This is a genomic window from Bradyrhizobium iriomotense, from assembly GCF_030160715.1.
GTDB lineage: Bacteria > Pseudomonadota > Alphaproteobacteria > Rhizobiales > Xanthobacteraceae > Bradyrhizobium > Bradyrhizobium iriomotense.
The window spans coordinates 39,103-56,641 of record NZ_BSOW01000040.1 but is presented as its reverse complement, the minus strand read 5'-3'; the positions used below and the strand labels follow the sequence as shown (position 1 = coordinate 56,641).

The following is a 17,539-nucleotide window of genomic DNA, read 5'->3' as shown; positions in this document are numbered from 1 at the left end:
CATGCGTTATCTCGAGGTGCGGAAGGGCCGCATAGAAATCATCCCGATGATCGACATCATGCTCTTCTTGCTGGTGTTCTTCATCATGATCACGCTGCGGATGATCCCGGCGACGGGAATCGCGTCGCAACTTCCGCAAAGCAGCACCGCGCAGGATCTGCCTCACCCAAAGGTCGTCGTTACGCTGTTTGCCGATGGCGCCATCGAAACGGATGGTCAAAAGCTATCTATCGATGAGCTGACGGCAAAATTGGCAGGCGAGCCAGACCGCGAGCATGCTGCCGTTACCATTGCCGGAGCCGGCACTACTACGCTGCAGAATCTGCTCGCTGTGATGGATGCATGTCGCAAAGCCGGCATCGTGCAAGTGGGGCTCGCCGCGAAGGACGCCAAGTAGGAGTGCACTCGTTGTGACCATCGCGACCGCCGATCATTTCAGTCCACCACAGGAACGCTCTGCGCTGCCGGCTTCGTTTGCCGCCGCGCTTTTGCTGGAGGGCCTCTGTTTTCTTGCCGTCGTCGGCTGGCTCACACAACGCCCAGCCAGGGTCGACTCGTCGGCGCCGACCATGCAGATATCACTAGTAGCCGCTGCACCCGCGATGCCCGATGCTCCAGCGGATCCCCCGCCAATGGTCGCGCAAACTCCGCCGGTGCCAGAAGAGACTCCCCCGGTACCTGAAGAGGTTACTCCACCGCCCCCGGAGGTCCCTCCGCCGCCGGCAGAGGTTGCTCCACCGGAGCCTGCTCCGCCACCTCCGAAGGCGGAGGCGCCGGTCATACGCCCTAAGCCAGCAAAGCCGCAGCCGCAGGTCCAGCGAAAACCCGCCGCGCGCCCCGCGCAGCAACAAGCGACGGCAAGCGCTGCACCGAGCGCTAGCGCGATGTCGAGCTTTCAAGGCCAAATGCGGCGAGCTGTGGAAAGTGCGCTGGTCTATCCGGCATCGGCGCGTGCCTCCGGCCAGCACGGTCGTGCGCGCGTAACGTTTGCTTTTCTCGATGGACACGTATCGGGAGTCAGCTTGGCGCAATCAAGTGGGTCCTCGCTTCTCGATCAGGCGGCACTCGCCACTGTCCGGAGCGCGCATTATCCGCTTCCGCCCGCCGAACTAAGCCATCAAACGCTTCATCTCAGCGTCTACGTGGAATTCAAAGCAGGGCAATGATTGTCGCACACGATGTTTGAGCGAGGGACGCAATGAGATTGAACATAGACCTCGATCGGGAGGGCAGGCAGACAGGAAGCATCAGCCTTGCTTCGTCGACCAACGATTCTGCTTACCAGCAAATTCAAATACCCATCGTCGCGTTCCGCAATGGAGACGGGCCACGTATCCTGCTCATGGCAGGCAACCATGGCGATGAATTCGAAGGCCAGATTATATTGACAAAGCTGGCGCGGGAACTGGAGCTGCATCACGTCCGCGGACGCCTCATACTTCTTCCAGCGATCAATTTGCCGGCGGCATTGGCGGGCACGAGAACATCGCCGCTCGACAACGGCAATTTGAATCGCAGCTTTCCAGGGAATCCCCGGGGCACGCCGACCGAACGGATCGCAGACTTGATCGAGAAAAAGCTGATTCCAAATTCGGATTTTCTCATCGACCTTCATTCCGGCGGAAGTTCGCTCCACTATTTGCCTGCTCCCAGCGTCACCGACACCGAAGACGAAACCGTCCGCACGAGACTGCTCGGTATACTCCGCGCCTTTGGATCGCCTCTCGGTTACGTATTCTCCGAGCCACCGACTACGGACGTGGGGACGATCGGATCGTGCCGCCGCGCTGGAATCGAGCGCCTTGGGACCGAGCTTGGAGGCGGGGGCGGCGTATCGCCGGAAGCGGTCGCACTTGGAGAAGCGGGTGTGCTTCGCGTGCTCACTCATCTCGGAGCTCTCGATCCCGCCGCCATTGCAAATTTGCCGCCGCCAAGTCCGATGAAGATCCTCAGGCGACCTGGACCGCACACCAGTTACTACGTCTACGCCGAGAGCGCAGGTGTGTTCGAGCCGTTCATCGAGCTGGGCGCACGGGTTTCGCCAGGTCAACCGGTCGGGCAAATCCTTACGCCGGAAATACCTTGGCGCGAACCATTCACCGTCCACTCGAGCGTCGCAGGCACTCTCATCTGTCGGCGTGCGCAGGGGCTTGCGCGCAGAGGCGACGGGCTGATGGTCTTTGCTGAAGACCATGTTGAACCGACAACAAATTGACCTAACGCGCCGGCCCGCTCGGTATACGAAGCAACTCAATGAACACAGGTCCAATACAGGACGGCCTCCTGCCGTCGGAGTTTCTGGTAGAAGCCTCCGGCGTTCCTGCGATCGCATATGTCCGGGCGGGCTTGCCGGGATCGCCTACGATCGTTGCGCTTCCTGGCGGCGGTCATATGGCAAGAGTGTTCTACGGTCACCCGGACAGCCGAGCGGAGGACTTTCTTGACTATTGGCTCGAGAAAAGTGGCCTGGGTTTTATTGCCCTTTCGTATCCGTCGGACCATCGTGCTTTTCGCCGTCATCTGCCAGACCTGACGGTGACGGATTGGGGAAACGCCGCCGCGTTAATGACAGCCGAAATTATGAAAGGACGAGGTCTGTACGGTTCGATCACGCCGATCGGATGGAGCATGGCCGGCCGAGCCTGTCGGGCGTTCAACGTCGCAGCGCGTCGCTTGGGTCTCAAGATGCCGGGGTTCATCGCACTCGCGGCGACCCCTCCAATGCCCGGTATGGTTCGCGCTGAACCGGAAGGAGAGCCGTTTACGGCGGAAGGATTCTGGAGGACGGGGAGTGATGACACAGGCCTTACCGCCCGTAACGAATCCTTTCTCCGTGACATCAATTGGAGGGAGACGGAGATCATCAGCGCTGCCGCATACAAGGCGCACTACATTGTGAACACTCCGATCCGGTTGCGAGGTGAACCCAATCAACGAGCTGATCTTGAACGCAATTCCCTGCTCGATACAATCGCCGACCTGGGAACTTTTGCCTACCCGGAATATCCCTTCACGGGCGTGATCGCGCCTACGCGCACAAGCGACGCGCGGCACGCCCTTACGGATCAGGCGACGTGGGGTTTCCTGAACAGCCAGAAGCTATTCTGCGAGTATTCTGCTGCGAACTCGATTTCCTCGCAGGCTGGCGCCTGGAATGAGTTGCGAGAGTTAGCCTTGCAACTTCCGAGCCGACTCTGTCGGTATGTGGAGGGCGGTCATTTCTTCTTTATCGGGCGCGAGGGCGCGGAGAAAAGCGCATTGCACGTTGCGGAGTTGTGCAAGCAGCTTGAATACTTGGAAGTGATGATGGTGCAGCTCCTGAACCAGCAGTGTAATCCCGGCCGATAGAGTAGGAAGCTTTGAATGAAGACAGAAAGATAGAACAATGAGCATGGCGTTGCCGAGTATCGCCTCCGCCAGCAACTTCTTCTTCGATCGGGTGGCGTCAGACACCCAGCTCCCTGTACCAAGGTGCGCTGCTGATGCCGCGTTTGCGGCACACGTCTGCCGGCTTCGAGCCGGCTGTTGCTCTCCGCTCGACCGCCTGATCTGCTTTTCGTGAATCCCCTTGGCTTCACGTTCATGCCGGTCCGATAGGGATAGATTCTACCAGTTTTGGCAGGAGATTGCGGAAGCTCTGGTCAGTTAGAAGCTCCTCAAGGCTGAATTTCCATTGGAATGGGCCTCGTTTAGAGGCGGCTAGGAAGGGGCTCATGGCAAGAGACGACCACTTTCCCAACGGAACGTCAGTCCTGCTGGATCGGACTTTGTCGGCTCTTTCGGCCGTAACCACAGCGATCCTTTTCGCTTGGGTACTGTACTACAGCACTTACGGTCTCATGCTCGCCGACGAAGGTCACTACCTCAACTTCATCGCGAACCCATTCCTCTATGCAGTCAACATTCCACCAACCCTTTTCGGCTTCGTCTATCACTGGCCATATCAGTGGGCGGGTGGCGACATCGCAGTGCTTCGCATGGCGAGCTTCACGCTTACTATGGCGCAGGGCTGGATTCTCAGTTTCCTGGTGATCCGACGGTTTTGGACAGTGGATTGGCTGTGTGCGGCGGTGCTATCGGCAGGAATAGGCAGCCTGACACTATGCGACTATCGTGGCTGGGGCGTCACGCCTAGCTACTACACGCTGACATTTCAATCGCTCTTGATGGTGATGATCGGCTTGCTGATGGCCGACCGACCAGGGCGCATCGGCCAGGTCTTGGGGTCGATCCTTGTCGGCGTTGGCGGCTGGTGTTGCTTCATGGCCAAGCCGACTACCGCTGCGGCCATTGCGCTCGTCGTTATGCTCTATGTCGTCGTTTTGCGCCGAAAGTCGCTGCTGCCCATGCTTGGTGCGGCGTTGATCGCTTTCGTTTTATTGATGGTTACCGCCTACTTGATCGACGGCAGCATGACCGGGCTGGTAACCCGCATGGTCAAGAGCGCTGAGGGGATGACGCTGCTGGGTTCCGGGCACAATGTGTCTCGCATTCTTCGGATTGATTCACTCGCCACCAGTCGCTCGCAACTCGCTATTGCTGTGTTAATGGCGATAGCCATTTTGCTCAGCATTTTCATGGGGGCTACGAACCGGTTGCTGCTATCGCTGGCTCTCGCTGCGGTGTTGATCGTAACACTAGCAATTGCACTGCTGGGGACCGATCCGATCGGCATCGAGCCCTCGACCCTGTTCCTGGTGCCAGCCTTCACATGCCTTGGCGCGATGTTCTATCGTAAGGGATCGGTTCTGCGCACCCAGGCTTCCGCTAGCATCGTTCTGGCGCTAACCTTTTTGGTCCTGCCGCACGTTTCCGCACTGGGCACCGCAGCCAATTACTGGCGCATCGGTGCGAAAGACACCTTGTTCTGGATGCTTGCGGCCGTTGCCTTCCTGAGCCCTCTTGTGCAACACGAACGCAGCGTCGTCGCTCTATTACCCCTGACGGTGGTGGCACAGTTGCTCGCTGCATCAGTGGTCAATACCAGTCTGCTCAAACCGTACGGTCAGGTAAAAGATCTGCGCCGCTATACCGCTGTCACGCACATGCCGGGCGGTGGGAAATTGGTGCTCTCGCAACCCTTTCACGACTATCTGGCCACAGCCAGGGCTCAGGCCGCTGCAGCCGGCCTTGAAATCGGTACCCCGGTCATTGATCTCGCTGGCGTTACGCCAGCCCTGCTGTATGTGCTCGAGGCGCGCGCGCTTGGGCTGCCATGGCTGATCGGAGGATATCGCGGCAGTAATGCAGTAGCGGTAAAAACGCTCGGACCTGAGAACTGCGCCGATTTGGCCAAAGCGTGGGTGCTAATCGAACCGGAAGGCCCGTATCATCTTGACCAAGACGGTGTCATGGCCTCCTTTGGAGCCAGGCAGGCGGACTACGTCGCCGCCGCTAGATTCGCCCCTCCCGTCTTTGACGGGGATTATCCGAATGCTACCAGGCAGTTTCTGCTCAAGCCCATACGCCCCTCCGCCATGGCGGAACAATCCTGCCGTGAAGCCAGGCGACAACAGCAGGATGGCCGGAAATGGAGTCAGCTGGGAAAGCTGTGATCCCCGGGGGCCGGGGGCAACCGTGGCGCCTTGCCGGCGCGCCTGCCACGGATCGACGTCGTCGTCGACGTCGAAGACAAGACCTGTCCCTGCTGCCAGGGCGAGTTACATCGGATCGGCGAGGATAGAAGCGAGCGGCTGGACCTGGTCTCGGCGCAGTTCCGGATCCTCGTTACCCGGCGTCCCAAATACACCTGCCGTGCTTGCGAGGATGGTGTCATGCAGGCGCCGGCCCCGACCCGGTTGATCGAGGTCGGACTGCCGACCGAAGCAACCGTCGCCCAGGTTCTGGTGTCCAAATTTGCCGATCACCTGCCGCTCTATGCTGGATTTGGGCTGCGGAGTCGGTGGTGATGCACCATGTCCTTCCGCCGCAGTGGGAAAGCTTCGTTGCCGAGGCGTATCGCGTTATGGTGCCCGGTGGACTCATGCTCGTCTTTGAAGTCAATCCCTACAATCCGCTGATGCAGTACGTCGCCAAGACATACGAAATCGATAAGGATGCCGTCTTGTTGCCGCCGGCGAAGTTGCGACGCATGTTCACTGCCGCCGGCTTCACTGAAGTCTTCACGCAGGCCATCATTTCGGTCCCGCCCACTGGCAGATTCCTGACCAGAATGGATTCGCTTTTAGGTAATCTGCCTTTCGGGGCCCAGTAGCATAGGTTGCTAGGCGAATGGTGATATTGCAAGAACAGTGTAGATTCCGCTCGATGTCGCCGACCATTTCGTGATGATCTCGCTCACGATTGACCGGGTTGGGGAGTCTGGCGAGGCCACGCCGTTGGCGTTCGTCAGGTCCGGCTCCTTCAGAACGTAGCGTGCGGGTTTTTCGCACTATGCTATTCGCCAGTTGATTGATAGACAGCACTGCAAGAGCCTGCAATTCCGGTGATGGAGCTTTGGCTTCAGTAACGTGTCTGATTATCCGACCGTTGTCGCCTTGCTTCACGGCAGGATTGTTCCGCCGTCGCGGCGGGGCGTATGGGCTTGAGCAGAAACTGCCTGGTAGCATTCGGATAATAGTCGTCAAAGACGGGAGGGTCGAATCTAGCGGCGGCGACGTAGTCCGCCTGCCTGGCTCCAAATGAGGCCATGACACTGGCTTGGTCGAGATGACGGGGGCCTTCCGGTTCGATCAGCACCCACGCTTTGGCCAGATTGGCGCAGTTCTCAAGTCCGAGCGCTTTCACGGCGACCGAGCTACTGCCGGGGTATCTCCCGATCAGCCATGGCAGCCCGAGTGCTCGTGCCTCGAGCACATACAGCAGGCCTGGGGAGCCGCCAGCGAGATTGACGACCGGGGTACCGATTTCAAGGCCGGCTGCAGCGGCCTGAGCCCTGGCTGTGGCCAGATAGTCGTGAAAGGGTTGCGAGAGCACCAATTTCCCACCGCCCGGCATGAGCGTGACAGCGGTATAGCGGCGCAGATCTTCCACCTGACGGTGCGGCTTGAGGAGACCGGCATTGACCACCGATGCAGTGAGCAACTGTGCCACCACCGTCAGGGGTAATAGAGCGGCAACGCTGCGTTCGTGTTGCGCAAGAGGGCTCAGGAAGACAACGGCCGCAAGCATCCAGAACAAGGCGTCCATCGCACCGAAGCGCCAGTAATTGGCAGCTGAGCCGAGTGCGGAAAGGTGCGGCAGGACCAAAAAGGTTAGCGCCAGAGCGGTACTGGCAGGAGTTTGGGTGCGTAGAACCGATCCCTTACGATAGAACATCGCGCCAAGGCATGTGAAGGTCGGCACCAGGAACAGGGTCGAGGGCTCGATGCCGATCGGATCGGTCCCCAGCAGCGCAATTGCTAGTGTTACGATCAATACCGCAGCTAGAACCAGCGATGGGAGCAACTTGCGCGTAGCTCCCATGAAAATACTGAGCAGAAGGGCTGTCGCCACCAACGCAGCGATAGCGAGTTGGGAGCGACTGGTGGCGAGCCAATCGATCCGAAACATGCGAGACACCTCGTGCCCGGCACCCAGCAGGATTTCCATCTCGGCGCTGTTGACCATACGGGTCACCAGCCCGGCGACGCCGCCATCGATCAAGTAGGCGGTAACCACCAATAGAGCGAAAGCGATCAACGCCGCACCAAGCATGGGCAGCAGCGACTTTCGGCGCAAAACGACGACATAGAGCATAACGACGAGCGCAATGGCCGCAGCGGTAGTCGGCTTGGCCATGAAGCAACACCAGCCGCCAACGCCGACAAGGATCGACCCCAAGACCTGGCCGATGCGCCCTGGTCGGTCGGCCATCAGCAAGCCGATCATCACCATCAAGAGCGATTGAAATGTCAGCGTGTAGTAGCTAGGCGTGATCAGCCAGAGGTGAAAGGCGACTAATGCCAAGCTGCCGATCCCTGCCGATAGCACCGCCGCACACAGCCAGTCCACTGTCCAAAACCGCCGGATCACCAGGAAGCTAAGAATCCAGCCGAGCGCCATTGTAAGCGTGACGTTCGCCATACGAAGCGCTGTGATATCGCCACCCGCCCACTGATATGGCCAGTAACAGATGAAGCCGAACAGCGTGACTGTAAGATTGACCGCGTAAGGGAATGGGTTCGCGATGAAGTTGAGATAGAAACCTTCGTCGGACAGATCAAGACCGTAACTGCTGTAATATAGCAGCCAAGCGAAAAGGATCGCCGTGGTTACCGCGGACAAAGCTAGCAAAGTCCGATCGAGCAAGACTGACAGCGCCCTTCCGTAGTTGCCGCTTGCCATAAGCCCCTTCCAACCTCCTAGACGAGCCCCGACTGGAGATCAGCCTCGAGGAGCTTCTAACTTACCTAGGCTCCCGCAATCTCCTGTCAAAACTGGTAGAGCGCGTTACCTCGGAGCGGAATGGGCATAAGCCGAGCCGGTTCACGGAATAACGCATTGGGATCTGGAGGGAATGGAAACCGAGGCGAAGATGGCCGGCAGGCTGGAATCGCACGAACCGGCAATGTACAGAACGTCCAGCACTAACCGACCTCGCGCGAATTGGGTTTGACATTTCGAAGCACGCATTCGCTGCTTGCTCACAAGTTGGCCCGGATCATCTGGGGGATAATGACGACCGTCACCCAAGATGCGGCCCGGCTCACTTTGTCCACAATACGGTATGCGGCAAGTGAGAGCGTGATGGAAACTGCAGCGCTAGCCGAGTTAACGGCTCCAGAGGTCATGAAACTGTCATGCAATCCGACTACTTCATTATATAAGTCTAGAAGCTATTGCGTTTCGAAGACAGGCGCAACTGATGCGGCAACGCCTCGAAATCGGGAATCTGGTTGAATGCCTCTTTGGAAATTTGACCAACGAACCAGAGGAGCGCCCCCGCTTGCACATCTCCACGCAGAGCTATTGAGCGGCACTCCGACGAGGCGCATGCATCGGATCGCCTGTCTGGCCACCTCGACTCGCGTGGCGGTGATTGCGCTTGGCGTGATCGCAGCCCTGGCGCTTGCGGGTTGTTATGGCCCGACCGAGGAAGATGGTAAGGCGACGGCGCATGCTGCGGCACCGGTGGATTTGCGAGGCGCCCCGCAACGAATGCGTCTAATCACGCGGGACCAGTACGTCAATTCGCTTCGCTATATTTTCGGCCCCGATCTGAGTGTGGAGGCGCGCATTGCGCCAATGCGGCGCACCGAGGGTCTGCTCGCGAACGCTGCGGCGAGCGTGGGCGTGACGGACACCCAAATCGAGCAATTCCAGCGCGTTGCAGTTCAGGTTTCGGCTGAGGTCGTCGATGCCAAACACCGCAATTTCTTCATCCCCTGCAAACCGAAAGATGAGATGGCTGCTGATCCCGAATGCGCGGCCACATTCCTCTCGAGAATTGGTCGCTTGCTCTATCGCAGACCCCTGTCGGCGGCCAAGCTTGCGCAGGTCGTCGAGGACGCCAATGTTGGTGCGGCAAAACTCCAAGGATTTTATCCCGGACTCGCTGTCGCACTCGAGGGTGTGCTGCTCAGCCCGGAACTCCTCTTTGTTACCGACACTTACGAGCCCGATCCGCAGAACCAGGGTCAACTGCGCCTAGATGCCTATTCGCTCGCGCAACGCATGAGCTTCTTTCTGTGGAATGCTGCGCCTGACGAAGCATTGCTGAAAGCGGCCGATAGCGGGGAGATCCAGAGCGCCAAGGGCCGAGCGCGCGTCGTCGACATGATGCTGGCCAGCCCACGCCTCGAGGTGGGCATGCGCGCCTTCTTCGGTGACATGATGGAGTTTAATCGCCTCGACGGGTTGGCCAAGGATCCGAAGATCTTTCCTGCCGTCACCGCCGCCTCGATAGCCGATGCGCGCGAACAGACGCTACGCACGATCATCAATCACCTGATCACCGAGAACCGGGATTATCGCGATCTCTACACGACGCGCGAAACCTTCATCTCGCCCTCGCTTGCCGCCCTTTACGGAACAGAGGCGGCGCAAGGCTGGGGCCGCTACGAATTTCCCGGAGCCTCCGGCCGCGTCGGCATCGTGACGCATATAAGTTTCCTGGCCGTGCACGCTCATCCCGTCCGCAGTTCGCCAACTTTGCGTGGCAAGGCGGTGCGCGAGATATTGTTGTGTCAGAAGGTCCCGCCGCCACCACCCAATGTCGATTTCTCCGCGATCGAGAATCCGGACCCCAGTCTGAAGACCGCGCGTGACCGCTTGGAGGCCCACCGCAAGAATCCGGTTTGCGCCGGCTGCCACAAGATCACCGATCCGATTGGCCTTGCGCTCGAGAATTTCGACGGCGCCGGCGAATACCGCGAGGCCGAGAAGGGCGCGAAGATCGATGTCTCGGGTACGCTTGACGGCAAACCCTTCAACGACGCGGTTGGCTTCGCCTATGCTCTGCACGATAACCCCGCTTTGACGAGCTGCTTAGTACGAAGGCTCTACAGCTACGGTACTGGCGGGCCGGCGACAGCCGAGGATGCGCCAAATTTGGCTTACTTCAATCAACGCTTTGGCGAGCAGGGGTATCGCCTCCGCGATCTGCTGCGTACGATCGCTCTTAGCCGAGCGTTCTCCCAAGTGCTGCCGCCAGTGCCGGTCGGCCCTATCGAGAACAGCGCAAAGCTTCCCGCTCAAAACGTCGTCGATAAGGCGCGCTAGCAAGGAGAGTTGTTATGGCATGGACTAGGCGTCGTGTGCTGCGCGGGCTCTTGAACGGCGGCGTTGTGACCGTCAGCCTCCCGCTGTTGAACTGCTTCCTCAACGGAAACGGGACGGCCTTGGCCAGCGGCCGACCGATGCCAGTGCGTTTCGGCACCTGGTTCTGGGGCTTAGGGATGCAGAAAGAGTTCTTCGTACCGAAGAAGACGGGCGCGAATTTCGATCTTCCGTACGAGATTGAGTATCTGAAGGGGATTCAGCAGCACATCAACTTGCTCTCGAACTTCAATGTCTTCCTGGACGACAATCCGGCGCTCGGCCATTACGCCGGCTGGGTTGCTACGCGCAGTGGCCGCGCGCCGAAGTCGGAAGCGGATTTCCCGGGAGAAACCCTAGACATCACGATCGCGAACCAGATCGGCTGCACGACGCGATTCAAAGCGCTGACCGCAAACGCCACCGGCGAGCCAAAAGCGACCTACAGCCATGAGGGCGCCAACTCTCCTTCCGTGCCGGAATATTCACCATTGAGCTTCTATCAACGCCTCTTTGGGCCCGACTTCCAGGACCCCAACGCGCCCATCTTTAAGCCAAGTCCTGCAGTCATGGTGCGCAAAAGTGTGCTCTCGGGCGTCATGGACGACATCAAGGACGTGAACAGACGGGTTGGGGCGGAAGACCGCGTACGGCTCGATCAGTATCTCACCAGCGTCCGACACCTCGAACAGCAATTCGACCAGCAACTGACGAAGCCCGAACCGATCGCCGCCTGTATCGTGCCCCAACTGATTAAAGAAGATCCTCCCCCCGGCAACGAATCGGCTGTGGTCGCTATGCGACACAAGATGATGACGGATCTCATGGTCATGGCCGTGGCGTGCGATCAGACCAGGGTCTTCAACATGGCCTACCAGTCCGGCGAGGAAACCACCCAGGCCGGCTATGAAAAGACCCACCATATCGCGACCCATGAGGAGCGCATCGACGAAGCGACCCATCTTCAAGCCCATACCTCGTGGTTCACGCGCCACGCGATGGCCGCCTGGGCGGAATATGTCGATGCTTTCACCCAGATCAGGGAAGGCGATGGCACGCTTCTCGACAATTGCCTGATCATGGCCGATTCCGATCACGGCCTCGCCCGCATTCATTCCTACGACAACATGGTCATGTTTACCGCCGGCAAGGCCGGCGGCAGGCTCAAGACCGGATTGCATGTTGATGTCGGCGCAACTGCGACAACGCGCCTGAGCTACACCATCTTGCGGACCATGGGGGTCGATATCTCGTCTTTCGGCGCCCAGAGCAATTCGACCTCGAAGGAAATCGGGGAGATACTTGTCTAAAATGCGAAAGCACGCACATGAGCAGTCCGAACTACCGCGGAAAAGTAGTGCATTTGCCTGCCTCGCCAGCGCCGCGCTCGCCGGCCTATCATTAGTAACCCCTGCCTTCGGCGAAGGTTATCGTCCGCCGGTTGTCGAGCTCGAGGATTACGAGCGCGTGCCGTTGCCAACTGGCTTTGGTGTTCAGCAAACCGATGCCGATGGACCTGTCTTCACCGACGCCCGTGGAATGACGCTCTACAGTTGGCCCCTGGAGCTTCAGCGGAACGGCAATGCCGGTGAAGCGCCGGGCAGACCGGGGTGCGACAACACCAGATATACGGTGAATGAAAAGTTGGAGGGGGGGCCGGCAGGTTTTATACTGCCTGAAGTCGACACCCGGCCCAGCTGCATTGACCTATGGCCACCGGTCTACGCGGACGAAAATGCTAAGCCTGTCGGCTCGTTCACCGTCCTTGCGCGTAATGACGGTCGCAAGCAATGGGCCTACAATGGTTACGCATTATATACGTCGATACTCGATAAAAAGCCCGGCCAAGTGAACGGGGGGGCATCGCGCACATATTACCTTACGGCGCACCATTCGGTTCCGCGCAAGCCAGTTGGTCCACCGCCGAATGTGCCGCCCGCCTTCCTGGTGAGGACAGTGGCGACGGGCCGTATCATCCTTACCCGCGACGGTAGTTCGGTTTACACATTCGACCGCGACGGCCCCGGAAAATCCAATTGCGCCGATGCGTGCCTCGCCGAATGGACCCCAATTTCGGCCGGCAGTCTCACCCTGCCGCAAGGAGAGTGGGGCGTCATCGAGCGCTCACCCGGCGTGAGGCAATGGACTTTTCGCGGCGAGCCGCTTTACACCCATAACCTCGATCGCCGTCCTGGCGGACTCGAGGGTAGCGATGTTCCAGGCTGGCACAATGCTTACACCCAGAAGAATCCCGATCCGCCCGAAGAGTTCACGGTTCAGGATACCAGCATCGGCCAGGTTCTCGCCGATCGAAACGGCAAGACGCTCTATGTCTATAATTGCGGAGAGAGCACGCCGGATCAGCTCGCCTGCGATCATCCGACAACGACGCAGGTTTATCGGCTCACGATCTGCGGCAATTTCGATGCCACGCGCTGCAATCGGACATGGCGTTACGTCCCGGCGCCTGCGAATGCGGCGAGCAGGAGCCTGATCTGGCGTGCCGCATGGATCGATGCCGAGACCGGCCGTTTCGTGGACGAGCATGCATCGAACGCGTTGCATATCTGGACCTTTCGCGATCGGCCGATCTACACCTTCGCCTTAGATGCTCGGCCCGGCGAAACGCGCGGCGACGCGTGGGGGGAGGACCATGGCGCGCGCAACGGCTTCGTGGCCTTTTGGTTGCGCGACGATTTCTGGGGCGGCGCCAAATGAAGCGGATTTGCTGAGGAGCATCTCATGATCATGATGAAAACGATCCTTTCATGCGGCATCGTTCTGATGGCTTTTGGGGCTAGCCATGCCCAGACAACCCGGCAAGCGTCCTCAACCGCGGCGGAGCTTCCCGCGTTCGTCAAGGACGGCAGGATCGGCTATGTGATGACGGATCGGCATTGGGCCGTCTATCAGACCGAAGACAGCAAGGCCGAATGCCCGTTGGGGTTCAACGATAGCCCCGATGATCGGTTCAAGCAGCTCTATTCGGATGAGGGCAAGAAATACACGGTCGTAGACACGCTCCTCAAACGAGAGGGCGAGAATTGGTTCCCGACCAATGGTCCCGACTCCTTCGCCTTCAAAGAAGCCGCCGGCAAGATCGCTATTGGCATGAATCTCGATGGCAAGGCGAAAGACAACGATTTCACCAGCCCGGACGGCGAACAAGGGATCGACAACCAACTTTATCGCGCGATCGGATGCATACAGGCTTATCGCGTCGACGGTCTCGACAGAGTTACTATAAACCGATCGCTCTTGCGAGAACCGCAGGACCGCATTCTGATCGAAATATCCGGAGTTGACAGTTTATCGAATGACGACGACGTCGCGGTCAGAAGCTATCGTGGTCTCGATCCTTTGCGACAGAACGCGACCGGAGCCCTTCCTGGCGGGACGCAGCACATCGACGAGCGATGGGGCAAGTTCACGCAAACGACTTGGAAGGGCCGGATCGTCAACGGCGTATTGCTCACCGAGCCGGCGGATTGGACCATTCCCGATACCCGGAACAATGATGCTACTTCCTCCCTAACGCTCAAGGCTTATCGCTTTCGCCTGCGGCTCGCGCCCGAGCGAGCCGAAGGTCTAATGGCAGGTTATGTCGATATCGATGAGTTCGTCCGCCACCTAAACCAAGTCCGCTCCACCTTCACCCAGGGCGTTGAACATTACGCTCCATCCGCGTCGTTCTATCGCGCGATGCGTCGTCTGGCGGACGGATACCTGGACAAGACTGGGGAAATGACGGCGGTATCCTCCGCGTTCGAAGTAAAGTTCACTCAAGTCTACATTGTTCACCCGCCGGCGCAGGCGGCTGCGCGCCATTAGACCTCTACTGGCGTAGAGAGTCTTTATTGGCGATGAAATAAGTGCACACGATCGATACGGCGCAAAGCGCAATATCGATAGCGTTGGCCGGCAATTGCAACTGGCACCCGCTGGCACGTGTAGTCATTCGCGATGGAGCTTCATATGCCTGCAATTCACGTTTTTAAATCAGGCAAGCGTGCACGCTGGTGGCTTTCACCGCAACTCTGGCGAGACCGATTGTGATGCGTTGCAAGCGGATGGCGCAGACGGCTGTGAGACGACAATGAAAAATCGTCTGTCCGCTTTCGCGCGGATATGGCTTCTTCGAGAATCCGAAGGGTAAATGCATGGTGCGATCATTCTTGCGGCGGGACCTCCTGAAACAGTTCGTTCCGTCGATCATCTTCGCTCCGACACTTGCCGGATTTGCTGGGCGCCCGGCATCAGCCGCCCAAGTTTGCGTTGACATTAAGAAAATTGACAGTGGCGCGGCCAGCCTACGAACTTCTCTGAATTACACAGAGACGTCGCCAGAACCTAACGCGACCTGCTCTCGCTGCGCCTTCTTCACCGTGGGGGCTCAGGGGTGCGGGACTTGTCAGATCTTCAACGGGCCTGCCAGCAATGAAGGTCATTGCGACGCCTGGGGCCAGAAGAGCTGATGCCCGCCAGTTTTTGGAGTCACCTGCTACCCCAAACATCTCAGTTGGAGGCACCCAAATGACGAGGCCGCGCCCGCGCCTTTCCGGACTTGTTTTGGCGCTTGTTCTGATGTCGCCCGTATCCTCGCGCGCCGATGACCAGGACGTGATCGATTACCGCCAACACATCATGAAAACGATGAACGAGGAAGCCGCAGCGATCGCACAGATCCTTCAGCAAAAGATCCCGGCTGCAGATTTCGCAACACATGCCGAGATCCTGGCCATCACCGCGGCGACCGCGAAGAAGGCCTTTGAGCCCAAAGTGCCGGGCGGCGAGGCCAAGCCCGTGCTGTGGGCCAATTGGAAAGACTTTTCCAAACGTCTTGACGACCTGACGGCGGCAACGGCCGATCTCGCCAGGAAGGCGAAAGAGGGTGGAATGGCTGCCGCAGCGCCGCGAGTCCAGTCCGCCCTGACCTGCGATAGCTGTCACGACATTTATCGTGAAAAGAAAGACTGAGACTTGGACGGCTTGGACTGGAGGTTCTTCTATGAGTCCTGTGACTCGCATGTATGGTGTCGTTGCGATGGTCACGGCTTTGATCGCATCAAATGCGATCGCTGCCGACGACAAGGAGATCATCGATTACCGCGAACACATTATGAAAACGCTCAACGAGCAATCTGCGGCGCTCGGCATGATGCTTTCGATGGCCGTTCCCGATGACAACGCGATTGCTCATATGGAGGCGATCGCGCTGGCGGCCAAGATGGCGCCTAAGGCTTTCGAACCCAAAGTCCAGGGCGGCCAATCCAAACCCGAGGTCTGGACGAACTGGGATGATTTTTCGAAGCGAATGGACGATTTCGCTAAGAAGACCGACGAGATGGTCCGCGTCGCCAAGACAAAAGGCGCAGCCACCGCAATGGGAAACATCATCGAATATCTGCCCTGTAAGTCCTGTCACGACGTCTATCGAGACGAAAGCAAGAAATGAGTTCGGATCACCGGCAATCGGAGCGATTTGATCATTGAAATCGCAGCTTTCGTACCGGAGCTGCTCCGGTTGGATGCGCGCTTGCGCGTTGAGATTTCTTGCCCTCATTCTGCTCGCTCTCGCGGCCTTTCCAGCCGGCGCGAGCGAGATTTCAGGCGCATCGATCGAACGCGGCCAATATCTCGTGACGGCCGCAAATTGCGCCGCTTGCCACACGCGGCCCGGAGGGGCCCCCTTCGCTGGGGGCGTTCCCTTTGTCACGCCGCTCGGTACACTCTATTCTACCAATATTACCCCTGATCCTGAAACTGGAATCGGCCGTTGGACGGGCGAGGATCTTCGTCGCGCGATGCAAGAGGGGATAGCGCCAGGAGGCCGCCACCTATTTCCAGCCTTTCCCTATCCTTCCTTCACGCGAGTCAGCGATGAGGATGTCAACGCGATTTACGCCTATCTGCGCAGCGTGGAGCCGCAATATTATACGCCTCCGGCGAATGGCATTCTGTTCCGCCTACGCTGGCCAATGGCGATCTGGAATTGGCTGTTCTTTAAGTCCGATCGATTCAAAGTCGACCCATCGCAACCCGAAGAATGGAATCGCGGCGCCTATCTCGTGGAGGGCTTGGGACATTGCGGCGCCTGCCACACGCCCCGCAATACCTTTTTGGCTGAGCGCTGTCCGTTGCGCCAACATGCGCGCGCTCCGTCGATCCAAAGTGTCCCTTGTGGTTGCCGCTGCGGTGTGTGGTCTACAAGCTTCCAGAAAGACGGCGCTCACATTTTAAGACAGATCGTCGGTCGCGTTGGCGGAGCTCTAGGAGCGAAATGAGCCCGCAGCTCCTCGTCGGCGACTGGTGGTTCATTGAAATGAGCTGAGAGATCGGGCTGAGCGACTGCGGCAATGTACAGATCAGCTGCATAGGAGCTGTCGAGCCATTCGATATGCAAGAGTCCAGGATGGAGACGTGTGCTTTCCCGAAAATGGAGGTTGGGCGTGATGGTAAGGCTGCCGATTGCATGACTCTGGTCCTTCGAGAATAAGTATGTTGCAGTGTGAACGAGAAGCCATTGCAGTCGGTCAGCATATGGCGCGCTTCCGCACGGGTAAGTGCGTCGTACCTCACAGTTCGAAAAACGTTGAGCGGGCTTGGAGAGGACAAATTGTGATTGGTCTTGCCTGCCAATTCCTTGTTCGTTTGAGTGGCCGACGTTCATCAGCGATATGTGACATGCTTCCGTCATCTAGATCAATTGCCAGCGTTGGTAGTTGACCGGAGCACAAGATTTGGCAGCCCACGATATTTGGCAGCCCACCATAGAAGTGAGGACGGACTTCTCGGCTGCGTCCTAATAGTCGGAAGACCTTCAGCGAACTGATTGCCGCCT

Annotated in this window: 16 protein-coding genes and 1 pseudogene; 15 read left to right on the top strand and 2 right to left on the bottom strand. The window is 58.6% G+C overall.

Annotation, left to right across the window (positions count from 1 at the left end):
• Position 1 precedes the first annotated feature (1 nt).
• The 7 genes and pseudogenes from QQL28_RS38655 to QQL28_RS38630 all read left to right on the top strand — a co-directional run bounded on the left by QQL28_RS38655 (position 2) and on the right by QQL28_RS38630 (position 6,214).
• Positions 2 to 397 (top strand): ExbD/TolR family protein, encoded by a 396-nt coding sequence (locus tag QQL28_RS38655; RefSeq protein ID WP_284274096.1) that lies wholly within the window; start codon positions 2 to 4, stop codon positions 395 to 397.
• Entirely contained in the window at positions 339 to 1,166 is an 828-nt protein-coding gene (locus QQL28_RS46365; protein ID WP_431309713.1) for an energy transducer TonB, read from the top strand. The genes QQL28_RS38655 and QQL28_RS46365 overlap by 59 nt, the downstream gene beginning before the upstream one ends.
• Positions 1,167 to 1,198: 32 nt before the next feature.
• Positions 1,199 to 2,215 carry a succinylglutamate desuccinylase/aspartoacylase family protein gene (locus QQL28_RS38650; protein ID WP_284274095.1) on the top strand — a complete coding sequence of 339 codons (1,017 nt, stop codon included), beginning with the start codon at positions 1,199 to 1,201 and terminating at the stop codon, positions 2,213 to 2,215.
• A 38-nt stretch (positions 2,216 to 2,253) separates the two neighbouring features.
• Positions 2,254 to 3,348 carry a hypothetical protein gene (locus tag QQL28_RS38645; protein WP_284274093.1) on the top strand — a complete coding sequence of 365 codons (1,095 nt, stop codon included), beginning with the start codon at positions 2,254 to 2,256 and terminating at the stop codon, positions 3,346 to 3,348.
• Between the two features lie 365 nt (positions 3,349 to 3,713).
• Complete coding sequence (locus QQL28_RS38640; RefSeq protein ID WP_284274091.1) at positions 3,714 to 5,555, top strand: hypothetical protein; 1,842 nt, start codon at positions 3,714 to 3,716, stop codon at positions 5,553 to 5,555.
• Between the two features lie 18 nt (positions 5,556 to 5,573).
• Positions 5,574 to 5,879, top strand: a pseudogene (locus QQL28_RS38635) (IS66 family transposase zinc-finger binding domain-containing protein); the annotation flags it as partial.
• A 26-nt stretch (positions 5,880 to 5,905) separates the two neighbouring features.
• Positions 5,906 to 6,214 carry a methyltransferase domain-containing protein gene (locus QQL28_RS38630; RefSeq protein WP_284274088.1) on the top strand — a complete coding sequence of 103 codons (309 nt, stop codon included), beginning with the start codon at positions 5,906 to 5,908 and terminating at the stop codon, positions 6,212 to 6,214.
• Between the two features lie 248 nt (positions 6,215 to 6,462).
• Here QQL28_RS38630 and QQL28_RS38625 read toward each other — a convergent pair whose 3' ends face one another.
• On the bottom strand, positions 6,463 to 8,286 hold the full coding sequence (locus tag QQL28_RS38625) for a hypothetical protein (RefSeq protein WP_284274086.1): 1,824 nt from the start codon (positions 8,284 to 8,286) through the stop codon (positions 6,463 to 6,465).
• Positions 8,287 to 8,934: 648 nt separating this feature from the next.
• Between QQL28_RS38625 and QQL28_RS38620 the strand changes: the two genes are divergently transcribed.
• From QQL28_RS38620 to QQL28_RS38605, 4 genes are read left to right on the top strand one after another with little or no spacing between them, the layout of a single operon-like run.
• Positions 8,935 to 10,662, top strand: a complete 1,728-nt coding sequence (locus QQL28_RS38620; RefSeq protein ID WP_284274084.1) for a DUF1588 domain-containing protein — start codon at positions 8,935 to 8,937, stop codon at positions 10,660 to 10,662.
• Between the two features lie 14 nt (positions 10,663 to 10,676).
• On the top strand, positions 10,677 to 12,008 hold the full coding sequence (locus tag QQL28_RS38615) for a DUF1552 domain-containing protein (RefSeq protein ID WP_284274082.1): 1,332 nt from the start codon (positions 10,677 to 10,679) through the stop codon (positions 12,006 to 12,008).
• A 1-nt stretch (position 12,009) separates the two neighbouring features.
• Positions 12,010 to 13,416: a hypothetical protein gene (locus QQL28_RS38610; protein WP_284274080.1), complete on the top strand. Its 1,407-nt coding sequence runs from the start codon at positions 12,010 to 12,012 to the stop codon at positions 13,414 to 13,416.
• Between the two features lie 24 nt (positions 13,417 to 13,440).
• Positions 13,441 to 14,529 (top strand): hypothetical protein, encoded by a 1,089-nt coding sequence (locus QQL28_RS38605; protein WP_284274079.1) that lies wholly within the window; start codon positions 13,441 to 13,443, stop codon positions 14,527 to 14,529.
• Between the two features lie 163 nt (positions 14,530 to 14,692).
• Here QQL28_RS38605 and QQL28_RS38600 read toward each other — a convergent pair whose 3' ends face one another.
• Positions 14,693 to 14,914: a hypothetical protein gene (locus tag QQL28_RS38600; RefSeq protein WP_284274078.1), complete on the bottom strand. Its 222-nt coding sequence runs from the start codon at positions 14,912 to 14,914 to the stop codon at positions 14,693 to 14,695.
• Here QQL28_RS38600 and QQL28_RS46360 point away from each other — a divergent pair.
• From QQL28_RS46360 to QQL28_RS38585, 4 genes are read left to right on the top strand one after another with little or no spacing between them, the layout of a single operon-like run.
• Positions 14,859 to 15,173, top strand: a complete 315-nt coding sequence (locus QQL28_RS46360; RefSeq protein WP_431309712.1) for a high-potential iron-sulfur protein — start codon at positions 14,859 to 14,861, stop codon at positions 15,171 to 15,173. The genes QQL28_RS38600 and QQL28_RS46360 overlap by 56 nt on opposite strands.
• Positions 15,174 to 15,231: 58 nt before the next feature.
• Positions 15,232 to 15,675, top strand: a complete 444-nt coding sequence (locus QQL28_RS38595) for a c-type cytochrome (RefSeq protein WP_284274077.1) — start codon at positions 15,232 to 15,234, stop codon at positions 15,673 to 15,675.
• Positions 15,676 to 15,706: 31 nt separating this feature from the next.
• Positions 15,707 to 16,153, top strand: a complete 447-nt coding sequence (locus tag QQL28_RS38590; protein WP_284274076.1) for a c-type cytochrome — start codon at positions 15,707 to 15,709, stop codon at positions 16,151 to 16,153.
• Between the two features lie 34 nt (positions 16,154 to 16,187).
• The gene (locus QQL28_RS38585; RefSeq protein ID WP_284274075.1) at positions 16,188 to 16,982 is read left to right on the top strand and encodes a c-type cytochrome; all 795 of its coding nucleotides are present in this window, start codon (positions 16,188 to 16,190) and stop codon (positions 16,980 to 16,982) included.
• The last annotated feature ends 557 nt before the right edge of the window (positions 16,983 to 17,539 follow it).

Bases quoted from the DNA above. Each gene is read 5' to 3' on its own strand.
- QQL28_RS38655 (WP_284274096.1), top strand. From the start codon at position 2: ATGCGTTATCTCGAGGTGCGGAAGGGCCGCATAGAAATCATCCCGATG.
- QQL28_RS46365 (WP_431309713.1), top strand. From the start codon at position 339: ATGCATGTCGCAAAGCCGGCATCGTGCAAGTGGGGCTCGCCGCGAAGG.
- QQL28_RS38650 (WP_284274095.1), top strand. From the start codon at position 1,199: ATGAGATTGAACATAGACCTCGATCGGGAGGGCAGGCAGACAGGAAGC.
- QQL28_RS38645 (WP_284274093.1), top strand. From the start codon at position 2,254: ATGAACACAGGTCCAATACAGGACGGCCTCCTGCCGTCGGAGTTTCTG.
- QQL28_RS38640 (WP_284274091.1), top strand. From the start codon at position 3,714: ATGGCAAGAGACGACCACTTTCCCAACGGAACGTCAGTCCTGCTGGAT.
- QQL28_RS38625 (WP_284274086.1), bottom strand. From the start codon at position 8,286: ATGGCAAGCGGCAACTACGGAAGGGCGCTGTCAGTCTTGCTCGATCGG.
- QQL28_RS38620 (WP_284274084.1), top strand. From the start codon at position 8,935: ATGCATCGGATCGCCTGTCTGGCCACCTCGACTCGCGTGGCGGTGATT.
- QQL28_RS38615 (WP_284274082.1), top strand. From the start codon at position 10,677: ATGGCATGGACTAGGCGTCGTGTGCTGCGCGGGCTCTTGAACGGCGGC.
- QQL28_RS38610 (WP_284274080.1), top strand. From the start codon at position 12,010: ATGCGAAAGCACGCACATGAGCAGTCCGAACTACCGCGGAAAAGTAGT.
- QQL28_RS38605 (WP_284274079.1), top strand. From the start codon at position 13,441: ATGATCATGATGAAAACGATCCTTTCATGCGGCATCGTTCTGATGGCT.
- QQL28_RS46360 (WP_431309712.1), top strand. From the start codon at position 14,859: ATGGTGCGATCATTCTTGCGGCGGGACCTCCTGAAACAGTTCGTTCCG.
- QQL28_RS38600 (WP_284274078.1), bottom strand. From the start codon at position 14,914: ATGATCGACGGAACGAACTGTTTCAGGAGGTCCCGCCGCAAGAATGAT.
- QQL28_RS38595 (WP_284274077.1), top strand. From the start codon at position 15,232: ATGACGAGGCCGCGCCCGCGCCTTTCCGGACTTGTTTTGGCGCTTGTT.
- QQL28_RS38590 (WP_284274076.1), top strand. From the start codon at position 15,707: ATGAGTCCTGTGACTCGCATGTATGGTGTCGTTGCGATGGTCACGGCT.